Origin of the sequence: Brevundimonas halotolerans, assembly GCF_003730275.1 — a bacterium.
GTDB lineage: Bacteria > Pseudomonadota > Alphaproteobacteria > Caulobacterales > Caulobacteraceae > Brevundimonas > Brevundimonas halotolerans.
Window position 1 is genome coordinate 75,822 of the sequence record NZ_QTTA01000023.1, and the last position, 15,500, is coordinate 91,321.

The window sequence follows — 15,500 nt, forward strand, 5'->3', positions numbered from 1 at the left end:
GGGGGGAAGGCATAGCGCTGGGGTCCCTGTTGATCGGGATGTCGGTGCTGGTTGCCATCGCCCTGATCTCCGCGTGGCTGCGCTGGTACACCTTCACCTATCAGATCCTGCCCGGGCAGATCGTGATCGCGCGCGGTCTGATCAAGCGAACTCGCCGGTCAATCCCTGCCGAGCGCATTCAGGATGTTTCGATCAAGCAAGGACCCTTGTCCCGGGTCATCGGGATTGCGGAAGTCCGCATCGAAACCGGCGGCGGGGAGGCCGACGAGGGCCGGCTGGTCAGCGTCAGTCTCCCTGAAGCGCACAGGCTCCGCGAGGTCATCCGCAGCATTCGGGTGGGCGGGACCGGTGCCGAGGCCAGCAGCGAGGACGGCACGGCCGAAGCCGAGGCCCTGCTGTTTCAGATGGGTATGCCGCGCCTGCTCTTTTCCGGAGTGTTCAACTTCTCGCTGGTCTGGATCGCGGGCATTTTCGGGGCTTTGCAGTACCTAGAACAAGTACTCGGCTATGGCTGGGACCGGTGGCGGGAAGTGGTCGGCGTGGCCGAGCAGGCGATTCAGTCGCAGCTCAACGGAATGGTTCTGCTGAGTGTCGCCGGCTTCGCTGTAGCCCTCGGAGTACTGGCCGGGGTGACCCGAACGGTGCTGCAGAACTTTGGCTTCACGCTTACCTATGACGACGCACGGTTTCGCTATCGACGGGGCCTGTTGACCCGAAGCGAAGTGGTGGTGGCCAAGCGTCAGATCCAGTTGGGCTTGGTCGAGCGCGGTGCCGTGAGCGGGGGACTTGGCTGGTCCGCGCTCAAGGTTCAGACGCTCGGAGGCGGCGACCAGGTCTCGGGCCGGCAGGAACTGGCCCCGTTTGCGAGGTCTCATGAGCTGGCCCCCATAATCGCCCTCGCCGGGCTTCCCCCGTTTGATCGTTCGCACCTGAAGGCCGTCTCCGGGTGGCATATCCTGCGCGGCCTCATCGGGATGGTGGTGCTCCCGACGGCAATCCTGCTGGTGGTGTCGCTCTTCTACCCGATCGCCGCGCTGCTGCTGGTCGCAATGCCCGTCATGCTCGGGGTGGCCTTGCTGCGCCGCCGTCGTCACCGGTATGGGCTGGCTGCGACCAGCCTGCAGGTGACGCGCGGCGTGCTGGTGCGGCGCGAATGGACGGTGCCGTACGGCAATGTCCAGTCCGTCACGGTGCGCCGTGGGCCCTTTCAGAGACTGGTCGGTATTGCAACCGTGCGGATCGACACCGCGGGGGGCAGCGGGATCAACGGCCCACGAGTCCATGACATTGAGGACGCCCGGGCGGAGGCGCTTGTGCGCGACCTGATCCAGCGCGTGGAAGCCCTTCGTACCTCGACCGATACCGACCCAGCGTAGGGCGGAAGACGCTTGCCTAGCGCGGACTGGCCTCGGCTGCGCCGGACAGGTTGCCGACAGCGAAGCGTCTAGAGCGATGTCCTTAATGAAGAAACGATGGTGGGTGATGTAGGGGGTTGCCGACGCATCTCCTAGAGTGCCCGCGCGCGCTGAGTTCTGACCATTCGGCTTGCCGCCCATGGCGTATTCCCCTACAAAAACCCTACAAAATTGCGGAGTGGCACGGGTGGGGGCAGCCAAGGGATTGAAGGTCGAACACGGCTCGTACGTGGTGCGGATGATTGTGCCAGCCGATGTTCGGACCTTGTTCGGCAAAGCCGAGTTTCGGCACAATCTGAAGACCTCGAATCCGGTCACTGCCGAAACTGAAGCAGCCCGCATACGAAGCGAGTGGAAGGCCATGATCGCGGAGGCTCGTGATGGCGCCTCACCTGAGAAGATCAAGCTCTTGGTCGATGCTTGGAAGTGCCGTCAGCCTCGCATGGAGTCCAATGTGTCGCGCCGTGGCGCGGTCCTTTCCCGGTATGGTCTTGATGATGTGACGGCCAACGGAGGCGACGATCACGCTGATGCCATCAGCAGCCTAATGCGACTGATGCATCACGCTGTGCGGGGGCAGGCCGACCCAGCCTTTTTCGTGTCTGCTCTGAGAGAGGCCGGATTGCCGGACACCGCCGAAGGCCGGAAACAGCTTGGCCGCGCGATTCTGGAAATCGAGCATGCTCGCATGCTGAAGGGTCAAGCGGCGGCCTTAGCCGAGCGGACAAGAGCGTTCGAGGCGAAGGCGTTCGGAGGTTCTACTGAACCGAAAAAGCTCGCCGGCGTGAAGATCAGCGAACTGCATAACCATTGGCGTAAGCATCGCCCCAAGGCCCCCAAAGAGGCCGCGAAAGAGGATCAGTACGTTAAACGCCTTACCGAGTTCATGGGCGGCGACGTTGATATTGCGCTGATTAGCAAGGTGAAAGCCGGTGACTTTTGGCTTGCCCTGCAGCTTCTACCCGCCCGGCGAACGTCGGCCAAACTGGCGAAGCTGGATTTCAACGCGCTGATCGCGACAGGTGAACCCCCCATCGGAGATGCGGCTCTGTTCCAGTGGCAACTTTTCCTTAAGGCGCTCTTTAAGCATGCCGAAAAGTTCGGGATGAACGAAGGAAACCCGTTCTCGGTAGTCGAGCACAAGCTGGATAAGAGCGAGCTTCAGGGTTCCGCGTACACCCCTGAAGAGATTGAACAGGCGTTCAAGCTGCCTCTCTTCACAGGACACGATGGCAGCCATTTCCGACACAAGGTGGGCTGCATCGTCACCAAGGACTGGAAGTATTGGCTGCCCATAGCGTCACTGTGGTCGGGCACCCGGTTGAATGAGTGGGCAAGCGCCAAGGCTGCCCATATCAAGCAGATCGACGGAGGCTGGTTTCTCGACCTGCGAGATCGCTCGCTGGCCATGGGGGACCCGACCCGCGTGAAAAACAAGGGCAGCCGCAGGCTTGTACCGATCCATCAGAAGCTGATCGAATTGGGCCTTTTAGACTATGCCCAACGTCACCCAGAGGGCTGGCTGTTCCCAGAACTTCATGCGTCCGAAAAACGGACAGCTTCCACCATTGCGTCCAACTGGCTGGGGCAGAACCGCAAGCTCAGTGGGATCACCCTGAATGTTCATGAACTAAGACACACGTTTAAGCAGGCTGCTCGATCTAGCGGGATGAGCGAAGAGATATCTGACCTTATTACGGGCCACACGAGCGGTGGCATGGGCCGCAAATATGGGGCGGGCGTCGATCCGAAAGTTCTCACGTCGGCAGTCGCGCGGATCGATTTTCCGACATTTCCCTTGTGATGTTTCTGCTTCGGGCATTGAGCCTGTGACCCCCTCGGTGTGAACGAGGTGCTCTCCCTGCCAAACCCTTATGTTTGCTGGATTTGGCGTTCTCTACTTTCCGCTTTCGTTCACGGTAATTCGAAGTGTTTCTGGGAAGTTTCTGGGAAGTGCTTTCCGGAACGCCGTGATGCGCGACCGTGCTAGTTCGAGTTCCTAGCTTCCTGACGGCGGGCAGACCGCATCCTTCCTCCCCGAAAGCGGACTCTCCTAGAGTCTGCTAGGGGTGGCTTGCGGACGTTGAAGGGGCCGACCGGCTTCTGTAGCCTAGGCTGAGAGGAACTGTGCTCAAATGTACGACCAAATCTTTATTTCAAGCCAGGCTGAGGACCCCGTTTCAACGCTGGTCGTCGAAGGGCTCGCCCAGTTCAACCATGCTGAAGTCGGGGACGCAGGGAAAACAGCTCTAATCGCAAAGCCGGTTGGGGGTGATGGGCAGCCACTTGCTGCAGGCCTTGTGGGATACACCGTTTGGGGGTGGCTCTTTGTTGAGAAGCTTTGGGTGGGAGAACCTCTTCGGGGTAGAGGCCTTGCCGCAAAGCTCTTAGCTGCGGCTGAAGGCGAGGCTGTTAGCCGGGGCTGCAATCGGGCATGGCTCGACACGTTCAACCCAAATGCAAAGCGACTCTACGAGCGGCTTGGCTATGAGGTCTTTGGGGAGTTGCCTGAGTTTGTGGGATCGAACACCCGGTTCTTCATGAAGAAGCAGCTCGTCACCTGAGGTCCGCGCACCGACCGAGGCAGGGGAATGTCCGCTATGGGTCGTAAGCCGACAATCGTCTGAGGCTGGAAAGCGGACCTCGGCCATGCATTATGAGGACATGGCCAAGACCTCTCGGAACCGAAGTGGCGTCCCGTCAGAAGCAAGTCTTCCGGGCTTGTCCGACGCAGAGTTGGTGAGGGAAGCCGCACGGGTCTCGGCGAAACTCGGCACGCCGCTGTCGCCGATTGTATCCAAGCTGTTGCTCAAACAGCGGCACGCGATTGAAAGCGAGCAGGCGCGTCGGAAGGCCTAACGTCCGCTATGGGTCGCGAGCAGACCGTCGCCTGACGGTGGAAAGCTGTCATTGTCCTTGTTTCGACGAGTAGGTCAGGAGACCCCAATGCTGGCTTTGACCGCTTCGCCTTCCACATTCGATTTTGGAACAAACGTCACCGGCGACATTTACTTTGTTTCTGATTGGGGCAGCTTCCCCGAGGCGGGTTGGAATGACTTTCCAGTCATCGTCATCAACTGGTGGCTCGAAGGGTTGGCACGGCTCGACGATGCAACTTCGTCCTCGGAACTACTGTCATTTATGGACGGACCCTATTCGATAAGGGCCGACTTGCGGTCGGATTACGAGGTCGATCTGACCTATCTGCATCGCGACCGCGTCGTCGGCAGAGCGGCGCCGATCCCTCTTCAGACCCTGATCGATCTCGTCAGGGCCGCAGGTCTTTCGGCGGTAGTCGCCTGCGACAAAGCCGGGTGGAGCAGCCAAGATTTGATGTCTCTACGAAGAAGGCTCCTGCCGAGGCAAGATGCTGACCTCTCGACCTGATTCAGCAAAGGTCCGCTATGGGTCGTTTGCGGTCATGGCCTTCCAAGCTGAAAGCCGACTCTCGCTCGCTCGTCCTCGCGGACGGAAACGTCGGGCATGGATTGGCACGCGCTCAGCGCTTGGTTCGCACCAGACGCCCATCCTCCAGCGGCCTCTGCAACTCCTTTGCGATGTCCCATGTCGCGGTCATCCAAGTGTCCAGTTCATCCGGCTCAGTGAGGATGACCGGCATGGCCTTGGGGTGCACGGCACCGACTTCAGCATTCGGTTCGGTCGTCAGGAATGCAGTCAGGTCACAGGTTTCCAATCCGGTCTTGATCTTGCGGACACCCGTCCAGCCCTCCAGCCATATTCCGGCGAAGAATGCCAATGGTTCAGGGTCGTCGACCGCCAGTTTGAACCAGATAGGCTGGTACTTTCCTTCAGCGCTGCGCCCGGGTTCGCTGAACGCGGTGAACGGAACGAGGCACCTGTTCTCAGGCTTCAGCCATGGCTTCCAATGGCTGCTCGCAGTGTTGCGTACATTGGTCGTGCCGCTGTCTGGTTCCATCCTCAGAAGCTCGTCGAAGTCGACGTCTTTCCCCTTCGCCCGGAGCTTGTCAGCCCGTGCGGACGCCTTGTCGAAAATAGCCTTTCGGGAGGAGGGCATCCCCCAACGAGCGGTCGCGAGTATGCGCCGGTCCCCCTCCATTCTCACGATGGGAACCGCATAGTCCGGGTACAGGTCCCGAGGCTCTAGGTTGCCGGCCTCGTTGCTCATTGCACTGGCCAGATCAAGGATAGCCGCTGGGCCTTTTCGGAGGCTGTAGAGGTTGCACATGGCGCGACACCATCATGGTCCGTGGCCCGAGTCTACGGGTGGCTCACAGGGGAGGTGGCGGTCTTTGCGATCTGGCAACGCCATCCTGCGGAACCGCTGTAGCCGGGTAACTCCAGCCTCCCAGCACGACGGCGCCACTTAACTCGGCCCACGCGGCTTTGACGGTGGCGCTGGCCGCGAGCAGGGGAAGCTGTTGCGGCGAGGCATAGTTTAGCGACGCATGAAGCTTCTGCAGTCGCCTGTAGCACTCCACGAGTTCGGCCATGTCCGCAGCCGTGAGCGCCTGCTTCCGGGATGAACCTTTGTGCATCAGCTACGGGCCCGACAACCGAGCCTGACAAGCGAAAGCCGGGCGGCTTCATTTTCGATGACGCCCGGAGAGAGCCTCTCAAGCTCGCTCAGAAGGGTCTTGATCCCGGCCCGACCGTCTGCGGACGTCAGGTCGATACCTTGAACTATTTGGCTCAGTCGGTGAGCCTGCGAAGGATCGTTTGCCATGTTTGCCTCTGTCGAAGCCACCGACTGAACAGAGGCCGGACTTGCTCCCGAAAGGCAAGAACAAAAGCGGAACATCGGGTCGGGTCTGTTAGAGGGAGGTGGATAGTTTTCCGTCAGATCGGTGACCGACTGCGGTGGCGGGCTTCAATCGCATTCGCTGACCAGCCCGACGGGCAGTTGGGAGCAGTACTGCATCCGCCAACGGTCGTCGGCGTCGGTCTGCACGTCCACCACCCGCCAGCCGTTTTCGTCGGGCTGTAGGATCGCATCCATTCGTCCAACCGGGCGGCAATTGTCATAGCCGCAATCAATCCTGCCGCCGCCCGGCCTCTGGGGCTGAACAGAGGCGAACACAACGGTATCGCTTCTCCGCAGCTCCAGCACCACGAACTCCACTGGTGCCCGGTATTCTCGTTCGGCGGTCGGCCTCAAGGCGTCCATGATGGCGGACCGCTCTAGCGATCCCCGGGCAGGCTCGACGATGTGGCCGTCCGTTGGCCGAGCCCGCGCGATGTCGGGCTGGCCTGCTTGCGCTGGAGTCGAGGGCCGTTCCGGAGAAGCCAAAACGCATGCGCGTCGTCTCATAAGCTCCATGACCTCTCGCCGATGAGCGGGAACCGCCAGCCTTAAAGTGCCGGCGTCTCGTTCAAACATGTCCGCATAACCGCTGTAGAGGGCGGGATTGTTGCGAAACGCGATGGACCCGAGCGTATTGGACTCCGCTGCTCTCAGAGTGTCGTTCATCGACACGAGAAGGGCGTGGCATCCTTGGGGGTCATCATTGGCCCATTGCGCATCTTCGGCCACGCTACATAGCGTCCCGGTGTCAGAGAGGCGGTCAAGAATGGGCCGGATTTCGCCTCGGGTCATCGAAGGAGCCCGCTCATAAAGCTCATTGAACCCCGAAATGGTGGTCCCGCAGGCTTCAACCGCAATCATGAAGTCCGGCGACGTTCGCGAGAACTTCTCGACCTCGGCATCCTCCGAACCGCATGCAGCCAAGCTTAGGCAAACTAGACCTACGAGACTTGCGCGGGGCCACCGAGCAATCCTCCAATACTGACCGTCACTGCTCATCGAGCCCCCCGAAAACCCAGCGCCACCATACCGGGATATTGGAAAATCGCATATCGAAAAATCCCATATAGCTGGTCTGCCGGTACGAAACGGCGGCTGGAACCATGGGCAAGACCATCTACACAGGTGCCCAGTCGGTCGTGGCTCAGTGTCTGATTGAGGCCCGCCGGAAATCTGGCCTTACGCAGGTGCAGGTTGCTGCGCTCATCGACCGCCCTCAGAGCGTCATTTCAATGATCGAGACCGGTCAGCGTCAGGTCACCGTTCTGGAGTTCGTTGCTTTGATGAGAGCGATGGGTCGGGACGCCGCCGAAGCGTTCGCGACGGTCGCAGATAAAATTCCTGAAAATTTAGAAGTTTGAGACCTCGAACGCCAACGGGCTTAACAAAGAAAGTCAGAAAATAGACTTAACCCATTGAGATATATTGACTAATACGTATAACCCCGTTATACGGGGAGTGTGCAATTCTCCAATCACGCCCATAGGGATCAAATTGAACTGATCGCCGGCGAATACGCCGAAGACATCTTCCAGTCCTTCGGGGGTACCGTGGAGCCATTTCTCCTTAGCTCTCGGTCCCGGCGCCACCTCTGGCTGGCGCTACTCGAAATCTATCCATCAGGTGCCAAAAGCGCGCTTGTCCGTTTCGGCTTTGATGCTGCTCCGATCCGACTCATTGACTGGGCCCTTGAGACTGCACCGCCCTTGCTGTGGCCGGTCATCCGGCGTTGCATGCCAGCCTCGGTTCTTTCGAAGGGGGCCTACAGCCAAATCGCTTCGCACCTCCGGGCCAGACCTCGATCTGGCCGCGTGTGGCTCCAGATGGGGACGATGACCCGGCGCGACTGGGCTGCTGCTCTGGCCTTGCCGGACTGTTTGGTCGAAAAGTCGGTGCTGGAATTGATGGCCGGCAACGAGGCCCGAGCCTTGGCAGTCCGCGACCTTTGGAACTTGGCAATAGACCAAGGCCGCGATCCGTCGAACCTCCGACGAGCAATCTGCACCGCAACCAGTATGGATGCGGTCGAATTAATTTTTACCCGGTCTCTCTCTGCCGATCAGCTTCCCGAGGCCCCAGTTCCGTCTGCTTCACAAATTCTGCCGATCCGAACGAAGCGGTCCCTGATGCAGCATGGCCAATCCATGAAGAACTGCATGGGGCGAAGTTTCGGGGCCGGCTTTGGAGTGCGTTCCCGAAACGACGCCTTCTTCATGTGGCTCGGCGACCCCGAGGGTCCGGCCATGATCAGGTTGACCTACGACATAGACTGGAGATTGTCAGAGGTGAAGCTCACTGGGAACGCTCGACCGCCCGACATTCTCTATCGTCGCATAGTCGATGCATTCTCGACCGTTGGCGTGAAAGACCGACCGGACGTATCGGACTTGCTGCTGGCGCTTTAGCCGTTGTCACGTTTGAGCATGCTCTGCGAGACGTCAGCCCCTGTGACAACCTTTGGGGCCTCCGGCGTAACGCAAGGCTGGTCACCGACCTTTTGTTACACTGCCCACCTTGGGTGGACCCAAAAATGACAATGGAGAACTGTTTGGGAAATCGATTTGGGTACGCTCGTGTGTCCACTCAAAGCCAATCTCTGGATGGCCAACGAGAGGCTCTCTCCGCCGCCGGGGCGACAGCCATTCTGGAAGAACATGTGTCCGGCAAGAGCTTGGATGGCAGGTCGCAACTCGCGTTGCTGCTGGACCTCGTTCAAAGCGGGGACAGGATTTATGTCCATAGGTTGGACCGTCTCGGGCGTAACGTTCGAGACCTCATTAACGTGGTTCAAACCCTCCGAGACAAAGGCGCGACGCTGGAAGTCTTGGAGCCAAGGCTCGTCATCGGCGATGATCTGGCCTCCCGCATTCTGCTGCTCAGCCTTGGTTTGACGAGCGAGATTGAACGAGATTTCATTCTTGAACGTCAGCGAGGTGGGATTGCCCGTCGCAAGGAACTGGATCGCGGCCTCCCAAAGGATCAACGCGCCTATCGAGGCAGGCCTCGTTCTGTGAATGGCGAGAAGATTAGGCTGATGGCCTCAGACGGTTTTGGACCAAGCGCTATAGCGAAAAGCTTAGGGGTGTCGCGAATGTCCGTGTACCGGTATTTGCGGCAGGGACCTGAAGCGGGCTTTCCGATCACCGAGCCCCGTACATTGCCATAGCGTCCCATGAACCAATCCCCGCTCGTGGGAGACAGCCTAGACCTCTATCAATATCCCGGCTGCCGCCTTCGGCCACAGGATAGACCCCGTGACCCTCGCCACGATCACCCTATGACCTGTTCGGTTGGCCACGCGAACTCTCTGCGTCAGTGGTCGTGCTTGTGAATTCCGGTTCTTCCGTTTCGGCAAATGCTACCGCCCGGCGACGTCTCAGACGGTCAGCTTTGGGAAGTCAGAGTACCACTCGTCGTGCTTGTCTGCATGGCCCGCCATCCCCGGCTTCGTGAGACAGCCATTTGGGATGTAGTGGTCGATCCGCCGCTCTGGCTGTTCCCGCCAAGTCAGGTTGAAAGCCGCTCGGGTCTTGAAGAACTCCATGTTCGAGTAGGGAAGATGGTCGTGAACCCACCAAGCCAGCGCCCGCCAGTCGCGCCCGGCCTCGTAGAGATCGGCGAACCACGGCACGACGACGCAGGCCGTCGCCCCCATCCGTCCTTCTGCGTCACGCCGATCCCAAATGTGACCTGCGAAATTCGCCTCATTGCTGGCGCAGCCGAGGTTGCCTTTGGCGTTACCGAATGCGTTGAGGGTGGGCGACCGATAGGCTGAACGGATCGCGATGCGCCCGAACGTGGCGTTCAGCGGTTCGAGGAGTTCGACGCACAGCTTCGTTCCCGCCTCGATAGCGAGCTTCGGTTCTTCGGGGATGTTCGGCAAGCCGTGGAAGTTGGCGATCTCACTGTAGAGGAAATCACGCATAAAGAAGTTGGGCGACAGCCGAACTCGGCCCAGTTCCTCAAGAGCGGCGACCGACTTGGGCGTTCTCATCAGACCCAAGTGGCGGCAGTTTTGGCGACGCAATGCGGCGGCAGGTCTTTGTCGGGGCCCTTTTTGTAGCCAAGCGAGCGCATGAGGGTGCCGACGATTTCTCCCGCTCGGTTGGTGCCAAAGTTATGGGAGCCGTAATCGACCCCGAGGGCGACCTGAAGGAGCGGATCGACACCCGCCATCGCGGCCTCACCCGCCATTGTCGCGGTGATCGCAGCCTCGCGACCTTCTGGCGAATAGGCCACTTTGATCATGGCTAGCGTGATTGGGTCGTCGCCCTTCAAGGCCGCGTCTTCGGAGTATGGCAGACCTACCGTCTCGATCTGCGCCTTCAACTGGGCGCCTTTGGGCGTGTCCCCAAGGCGCGATGCATTCTTATATAGCTCGGCCCGCTGGGTGGTGACGCAGTTTGATTTTAGGGGTTAGGCATCTCGACCCAGGGACAGGGTCCAAGACGTCTAGGAATAGTAGCCCCGCTTGAAGTAGTCCCCCAGACAGACGTTGCAGATCGAGTGGTCGTCGGGCTGGATGGCGACCGACGCGGCGATCGCATCTTCCAGCGAGTAATAGGGCATCCAGACCCCGGACGGCGTGGCGCCAGCCTTCCGGCCCTGGCCGTCACGGCAAAAAGCGCATTCCGCTTTGTGAACCTTGGTGGATTGGTGGGTATGGCTCGAATAGACCCAGTGCGACGGTGCCAGCACGACATCATCGTCCGAGACCTCGATCAGGATCGGGTCGGTGGGGGGCTCTTCGCCCTGTTCGGCCTCCATGAGCCGGCGTTCGGCGGTGTAGTCGTCCGCCATCGCCAGCATGTCGGCGACCGACCAGAGTCGCGTCGCAAGGCCGGCCGCGATAGCCGCCGGGTCCCTCTTGATCCATTGGCTGCTGCGCGTTCCATCGGGCCGAAGGCGGGGCCGCATCGGGCGCGGAATCCAACAGTAGTTATGATAGACCGCCCACATGGCGATATGCCGCTCGTGGTTCAGCAGCGTCTTGGAGAAGGCGTTGGTCTTCCGGTTGAAGCGCCGGTTGCCCATTCGCAGGTTCAGGTTCTGCCGTTCGATGTATGACGTGTGGGTGTCTTCGACGCGCCACTCGCCCGAGCCCTTTTTCCGGTTGGCGCCGATATAGCGTCCGCCCGGCGCCTTGTTCCCGTTCTTGTCCTGCTTGTCGTATTGCTTCTCCAGGATGCCGTAGTCAGCATCCGCGCCAAAAGCGTTCCTGAAGGCCTTCGTGTAGGCCTTCAGGCCGTCGGTCGCGAGGTGCGGCCGGACAACGAACCCGCCGTCCGGGCTCCGTTCCAACTTCCCCGCCACCTTCTTCAAGAACTTGCTGGCGTTGAGAGCGTCCTGATCGCCGAGGTGGTATTCCAAGATCAGCTTGGAGTCCGCGCACATGGCGAGGTAGGTCCAGACACGGCCAGCGCCTTCGGGTGGGTCGATCATGTCCGACAGATTCTTTTCCTTCGCCGCAACGAACGAATGCAGTTCGTCGGCCTGGATGTTGGCGACCCGCAGGTTCTTGATGCTCTTCATCTGTTCGATGGCCCAGTCGCCGACCTCGGCGAACAGCTTGGCAACCGTGTTCTGGCTGACCTCGAAGATGCGCTCGCAGGACCGTTGCGACATGCCTTCGCAGAGACAGTGGAGCATACGGATGCGCAGGTCTTGCGGCTTGCGGTTCACGGGTGCGGCTCCTCGTGCGCCCGGACGAACATCCAGAACTCGTCGAGTTCGAGGATCGAGCCTTCTTCTCCGCCGAACCGTCGAGCAACAGACTCCTTCGCCGCCAGACCGCAGGTTTCTGCCGCCGCCGGTCGATCAAGGCATTCGGATGCTCTCTCCACGTCTCATCCTCCTCACTCGCGCTTGGGATGAAGGCCGCTCATAAAGCACCGGCATCTCAACGTCAACGACATATCGGCGTATCGTGTAGTGTCAAGATTGCTGACATTGACTGTTGCGGGATGTCACGATTCCTGACATACAGTGTCAGCCTGCTTGACACACCAATGAACAGGTTGACGAATATCGTTTTCTCGGTAGAGTCCGAAACTCAATATATCGGAGGAGTCCGAATTATGGATATGGCAGTGGTTATGATGGGCTTCTCGGCTCTGTCGACGTTGTCGCGCGTGGAAATCCTGCGGCTTCTGGCAAAGGAAGCCCCGCCCGAGGGGATGAAGTCGGGCGATATTGCAAAGAAGTTGGGTGTCGCTCAGAACACCCTCTCGACCCAACTGATGATGTTGTCCCACGCGAGGCTGGTCCAATATCAAAGGGACGGACGGTCGATCCTGTATCGCGTAGATCAGGAGAATCTTCAGGCGCTGTCTGACTTCCTGCTGAAAGAATGTGGGGGCGAAGCGACTTCGAAGCCGACGCGAAAGGCCGCATAGCTGCGTTGTCACATCTCATTGCCTGACGATCAGAGTGTGCTACACGGCCCAGATGGTGCACGAGCGGCGCAGATTGGGGTTGGTGGCGGCGCTCTTTGCGCTGTTCGTAGCCGTCTTCATTCTGATCCCGACCGTCGATGCAGCAGCCTGTGCCGTGGAACTGGAACCCGCTCATGCGGCGGCGTCGGTCGCCTACGACGGTGGTGATCTGCCGTCTGATTCCGACGACCATGCCATCTGCTCACATGGCCACTGTCATCACAGCGGGACCACTTTGCCGCCCTCTCCCCAATCAGTCGCGATGACGGCGGCCGTCGCGCCGAACCTGCTGCGCCCCGCAGACGAGCCCTTGGCGTCTCGCGCGTCCGGCGGCCTGGAACGCCCTCCCAGAGCCTGACGATGTCCTGCGCCTCTCGGCGCGCGTCAATCGTCTGGAACTTCTGGGATATGGAACATGTCACCCCTGAAATCTGGTCGATCGCGTCTCGCGATCGGCTGCGCCGTGGTCGCGATGGCGACCGCCGCGATCGGCCCCGCCTGGGCCGATCCCGTGCCCTCATATGAAAAATTGCTTGAGCGCATCGGGCTCACACCGGGCGCGCTAGAGGCGGAGGCCTTGGTGGATGCGGCCGAAGCCCGCGCTCGTCAGGCCGGCGTGAGGCCGAACCCGGAACTCAGTCTCGAAGCTGAAAACGCTCTCGGAACCGGCCCCTTCTCGGGTTACGGGAACGCCGAGACGACCTTGTCCGTCAGCCAGGACTTGGAACTCTGGGGACGGCGGGGCGCAAGGGTCGGGGTGGCCCAAGCTGAAGGCAGAACGTCCCTTCTCCGGCGCGATCTCGCCACTCTGGATGCCGCTGGCAGGCTCGCGCTGGCCTATGCCGAGGCTGAAGCCGCCGACCGGCGTTTCGTCCTCGCTCAGGAAGCCCTCGACCTGACGATCGCGGACGCTCGCGCATTGATGATCCTGGTGGAAGAGGGGCGCGAGCCCTTATTTCGCGGCATTCAGGCCCAGAGCGAGGCAGCGGCGGCGAGGGCAGCGCTTGACGAAGCCGAGGCTGAACGGGACGCCGCCTTCGCAAGACTCACCGCCGTGGCGATGCTGCCGAACCCGGCGACTTCGATCGAAAACAGCCTGCTGGACCGCGAGCCCCCTGCCGTCGTCCCGACATCCACGGCGTCACCGGAGGTGAGGGTGGCGGAGGCCGAACGCGACGCCGCTGAAAGCCGGATCGAGGTGGAGCGGGTGCGAGCACGGCCGGACGTTAGGGTCTCGGTCGGCGTCCGCCGCTACGAGGCTGAAGACGCGACCGCACTCACGTTTGGCGTCAGCATGCCCTTGCCCCTCTTCGACCGGAACCGGGGCAACTACGATGCCGCACAGGCCGAGTTCCGCGCCGCCGACGCCCGCGTAATGGCCGCGCGGCAGACGACTCAGGCGGACCTAGCCGGCGCCGAAGCCAGGCTTCGGTCGGCCAGCAGCCGCGTGTGGGCCACCGACGCAGGGGTGACCGCCGCTGAGGAGGCGTATCGCCTCTCACGGATCGGATTTGAAGCCGGTCGCATCTCGCAGCTCGAACTCAGTTCATCCCGCGCGGCGCTCATCGCCGCCCGCAACGCCGCCGTGGACGCTCGCCTCGCGCGGGTTCGGGCGGAAGTCGATCTGGCGCTCCTGCAAGGACGCGCCCCGTTTGGAACATCGCTATGAAAAGCACGCCCAAGATCAATAAGACCTGGCTGATGGCCGGGGTCGCCGCCGTCGTCGTCCTGGGTGGCGCGGGGCTCTATGCCATGATCCGCTCACCCTCCGAGGCTCCGGCGGTGCAGGGGGAAGCCGGACATTCCGAAGCGGAAGGCGAGCACGCCGAAGGTGAGGAAGTGGGCGGCGAAGAAGGCGTCATCTTCCTGACTGCGGCCCAGATCACCGCCGCCAACATCGCGATCGTCCCCGTAACCGGCGGCGGCGGCGGCGAAACCCGACTGTCGGGCCGGGTGGAACCGATGATCGACGCGAGGGCCGTCGTGGCGGCGTCCGTCGGCGGCCGGGTCGAGCGCATGCTGGTCGCGCCGGGGCAGTCCGTGCGCGCGGGACAGCCCTTGGCCATTCTGGTCAGTGGCGATGCCGCCAGCCTTCGGGCCGACGCCGACGCTGCGGAGGCCAATGCGATTGCCGCCGAACAGGCGCATAGCCGCGAGGAAAGCCTGGCCGATCAGGGTGTCGTGGCCCGCCGGGACGCCGAGGTCGCTCATGCCCAGGCGCTCAGCGCCCAGGCGGCGGCCCGCGCCGCGCGCGCGCGCGCCTCCGCCGCCGGATCGCCCAACGCCTCGGGGCGGCTCAGCGTGACCAGCCCGATCTCGGGTGTCGTCACCAGTGTTCAGGTCGGGCCTGGCGGCTTCGCGGCCCAGGGCGGGGTGATCGCCGAGGTCACTAACCCCGCACGGGTCGAGATCGTCTTCAACGCCCCGCCTGCTCTCGCCGCCCAGGTCCGTGCTGGCAGCGCGGTCAGTGTGCAGGGACCGGCCGGAGAGTTCGACGCCGTCGTCACCGGCGTCGCCGCCGGAGCCGGCGCCGAGAGCGGCGCGACCGTCATTCGCGCGCGTCCGACCGGGGGCGTGCTGCCCCCGGCCGGGTCAGCGGTGTCCGGCAGCATCGTCACCGGTGAGGCCATCGGCGGCTTCACCGTTCCGTCCGAGGCCGTCCAGACGGTCGAGGGGGCCAATGTTGTGTTCGTGCGCACGGCCGAAGGCTTCCGTGTCGCGCCGGTGCTGGTCGGCCGACAGGCCGGAGGCCGGACTGAAATCCTGAGCGGCCTGACCGGGGCCGAGCGCATCGCCGGGGCCAACGCCTTCCTCCTCAAAGCCGAACTCGCCAAGGGCGAGGCCGAGCACGGCCACTAGGGGCGACGA

General features: G+C 61.7%; 16 protein-coding genes. 10 read left to right on the plus strand and 6 right to left on the minus strand.

Translation table 11 applies throughout. The features are described 5' to 3' along the window. Positions 1 to 38 precede the first annotated feature (38 nt). The 4 genes from EG854_RS12265 to EG854_RS12285 all read left to right on the plus strand — a co-directional run bounded on the left by EG854_RS12265 (position 39) and on the right by EG854_RS12285 (position 4,802). A complete protein-coding gene (locus EG854_RS12265) occupies positions 39 to 1,376 on the plus strand; it encodes a PH domain-containing protein (protein WP_241153275.1) in 1,338 nt (445 codons plus the stop codon). A gap of 226 nt (positions 1,377 to 1,602) precedes the next feature. Continuing rightward, entirely contained in the window at positions 1,603 to 3,219 is a 1,617-nt protein-coding gene (locus tag EG854_RS12270) for a site-specific integrase (protein ID WP_164462034.1), read from the plus strand. A gap of 331 nt (positions 3,220 to 3,550) precedes the next feature. Next, positions 3,551 to 3,979, plus strand: coding sequence for a GNAT family N-acetyltransferase (locus EG854_RS12275; RefSeq protein WP_123288421.1), 429 nt, complete (start codon positions 3,551 to 3,553; stop codon positions 3,977 to 3,979). A gap of 382 nt (positions 3,980 to 4,361) precedes the next feature. Next, a complete protein-coding gene (locus tag EG854_RS12285; protein ID WP_123288423.1) occupies positions 4,362 to 4,802 on the plus strand; it encodes a hypothetical protein in 441 nt (146 codons plus the stop codon). Between the two features lie 112 nt (positions 4,803 to 4,914). Here EG854_RS12285 and EG854_RS12290 read toward each other — a convergent pair whose 3' ends face one another. Both EG854_RS12290 and EG854_RS12295 read right to left on the minus strand, forming a co-directional pair. Then, a complete protein-coding gene (locus EG854_RS12290; protein WP_123288424.1) occupies positions 4,915 to 5,622 on the minus strand; it encodes an SOS response-associated peptidase in 708 nt (235 codons plus the stop codon). A gap of 642 nt (positions 5,623 to 6,264) precedes the next feature. Further along, on the minus strand, positions 6,265 to 7,122 hold the full coding sequence (locus EG854_RS12295) for a hypothetical protein (protein ID WP_123288425.1): 858 nt from the start codon (positions 7,120 to 7,122) through the stop codon (positions 6,265 to 6,267). A 179-nt stretch (positions 7,123 to 7,301) separates the two neighbouring features. Between EG854_RS12295 and EG854_RS12300 the strand changes: the two genes are divergently transcribed. From EG854_RS12300 to EG854_RS12310, 3 genes are all read left to right on the plus strand, one after another. Continuing rightward, complete coding sequence (locus tag EG854_RS12300; protein ID WP_123288426.1) at positions 7,302 to 7,559, plus strand: helix-turn-helix domain-containing protein; 258 nt, start codon at positions 7,302 to 7,304, stop codon at positions 7,557 to 7,559. A gap of 99 nt (positions 7,560 to 7,658) precedes the next feature. Beyond that, positions 7,659 to 8,603, plus strand: a complete 945-nt coding sequence (locus tag EG854_RS12305) for a hypothetical protein (protein ID WP_123288427.1) — start codon at positions 7,659 to 7,661, stop codon at positions 8,601 to 8,603. A 125-nt stretch (positions 8,604 to 8,728) separates the two neighbouring features. After that, positions 8,729 to 9,364 (plus strand): recombinase family protein, encoded by a 636-nt coding sequence (locus EG854_RS12310; RefSeq protein WP_206423411.1) that lies wholly within the window; start codon positions 8,729 to 8,731, stop codon positions 9,362 to 9,364. A gap of 210 nt (positions 9,365 to 9,574) precedes the next feature. On the opposite strand, the gene EG854_RS12315 is transcribed toward EG854_RS12310, so the two are convergent. The 4 genes from EG854_RS12315 to EG854_RS13190 all read right to left on the minus strand — a co-directional run bounded on the left by EG854_RS12315 (position 9,575) and on the right by EG854_RS13190 (position 12,041). Then, on the minus strand, positions 9,575 to 10,192 hold the full coding sequence (locus EG854_RS12315; protein ID WP_123288428.1) for a hypothetical protein: 618 nt from the start codon (positions 10,190 to 10,192) through the stop codon (positions 9,575 to 9,577). Beyond that, positions 10,192 to 10,527, minus strand: coding sequence for a hypothetical protein (locus EG854_RS12320; RefSeq protein ID WP_123288429.1), 336 nt, complete (start codon positions 10,525 to 10,527; stop codon positions 10,192 to 10,194). The genes EG854_RS12315 and EG854_RS12320 overlap by 1 nt, the downstream gene beginning before the upstream one ends. Before the next feature lie 123 nt (positions 10,528 to 10,650). Further along, complete coding sequence (locus tag EG854_RS12325) at positions 10,651 to 11,880, minus strand: hypothetical protein (protein ID WP_123288430.1); 1,230 nt, start codon at positions 11,878 to 11,880, stop codon at positions 10,651 to 10,653. Next, the gene (locus EG854_RS13190) at positions 11,877 to 12,041 is read right to left on the minus strand and encodes a hypothetical protein (RefSeq protein WP_164462035.1); all 165 of its coding nucleotides are present in this window, start codon (positions 12,039 to 12,041) and stop codon (positions 11,877 to 11,879) included. Before EG854_RS13190 ends, EG854_RS12325 begins: the two co-directional genes overlap by 4 nt. Before the next feature lie 234 nt (positions 12,042 to 12,275). Between EG854_RS13190 and EG854_RS13195 the strand changes: the two genes are divergently transcribed. From EG854_RS13195 to EG854_RS12345, 3 genes are all read left to right on the plus strand, one after another. Continuing rightward, positions 12,276 to 12,593: an ArsR/SmtB family transcription factor gene (locus tag EG854_RS13195; RefSeq protein ID WP_164462036.1), complete on the plus strand. Its 318-nt coding sequence runs from the start codon at positions 12,276 to 12,278 to the stop codon at positions 12,591 to 12,593. A 454-nt stretch (positions 12,594 to 13,047) separates the two neighbouring features. Continuing rightward, the gene (locus EG854_RS12340; RefSeq protein ID WP_164462037.1) at positions 13,048 to 14,301 is read left to right on the plus strand and encodes a TolC family protein; all 1,254 of its coding nucleotides are present in this window, start codon (positions 13,048 to 13,050) and stop codon (positions 14,299 to 14,301) included. After that, positions 14,298 to 15,491 carry an efflux RND transporter periplasmic adaptor subunit gene (locus tag EG854_RS12345; RefSeq protein ID WP_123288433.1) on the plus strand — a complete coding sequence of 398 codons (1,194 nt, stop codon included), beginning with the start codon at positions 14,298 to 14,300 and terminating at the stop codon, positions 15,489 to 15,491. The genes EG854_RS12340 and EG854_RS12345 overlap by 4 nt, the downstream gene beginning before the upstream one ends. Positions 15,492 to 15,500: the final 9 nt, after the last annotated feature.

Excerpts from the sequence above, each read along its gene's own strand:
- EG854_RS12340 (WP_164462037.1), top strand. The coding sequence starts at position 13,048 with ATGTCACCCCTGAAATCTGGTCGATCGCGTCTCGCGATCGGCTGCGCC.
- EG854_RS12345 (WP_123288433.1), top strand. The coding sequence starts at position 14,298 with ATGAAAAGCACGCCCAAGATCAATAAGACCTGGCTGATGGCCGGGGTC.
- EG854_RS12315 (WP_123288428.1), bottom strand. The coding sequence starts at position 10,192 with ATGAGAACGCCCAAGTCGGTCGCCGCTCTTGAGGAACTGGGCCGAGTT.
- EG854_RS12310 (WP_206423411.1), top strand. The coding sequence starts at position 8,729 with ATGACAATGGAGAACTGTTTGGGAAATCGATTTGGGTACGCTCGTGTG.
- EG854_RS13195 (WP_164462036.1), top strand. The coding sequence starts at position 12,276 with ATGGATATGGCAGTGGTTATGATGGGCTTCTCGGCTCTGTCGACGTTG.
- EG854_RS12275 (WP_123288421.1), top strand. The coding sequence starts at position 3,551 with ATGTACGACCAAATCTTTATTTCAAGCCAGGCTGAGGACCCCGTTTCA.
- EG854_RS12290 (WP_123288424.1), bottom strand. The coding sequence starts at position 5,622 with ATGTGCAACCTCTACAGCCTCCGAAAAGGCCCAGCGGCTATCCTTGAT.
- EG854_RS12300 (WP_123288426.1), top strand. The coding sequence starts at position 7,302 with ATGGGCAAGACCATCTACACAGGTGCCCAGTCGGTCGTGGCTCAGTGT.
- EG854_RS12265 (WP_241153275.1), top strand. The coding sequence starts at position 39 with ATGTCGGTGCTGGTTGCCATCGCCCTGATCTCCGCGTGGCTGCGCTGG.
- EG854_RS12285 (WP_123288423.1), top strand. The coding sequence starts at position 4,362 with ATGCTGGCTTTGACCGCTTCGCCTTCCACATTCGATTTTGGAACAAAC.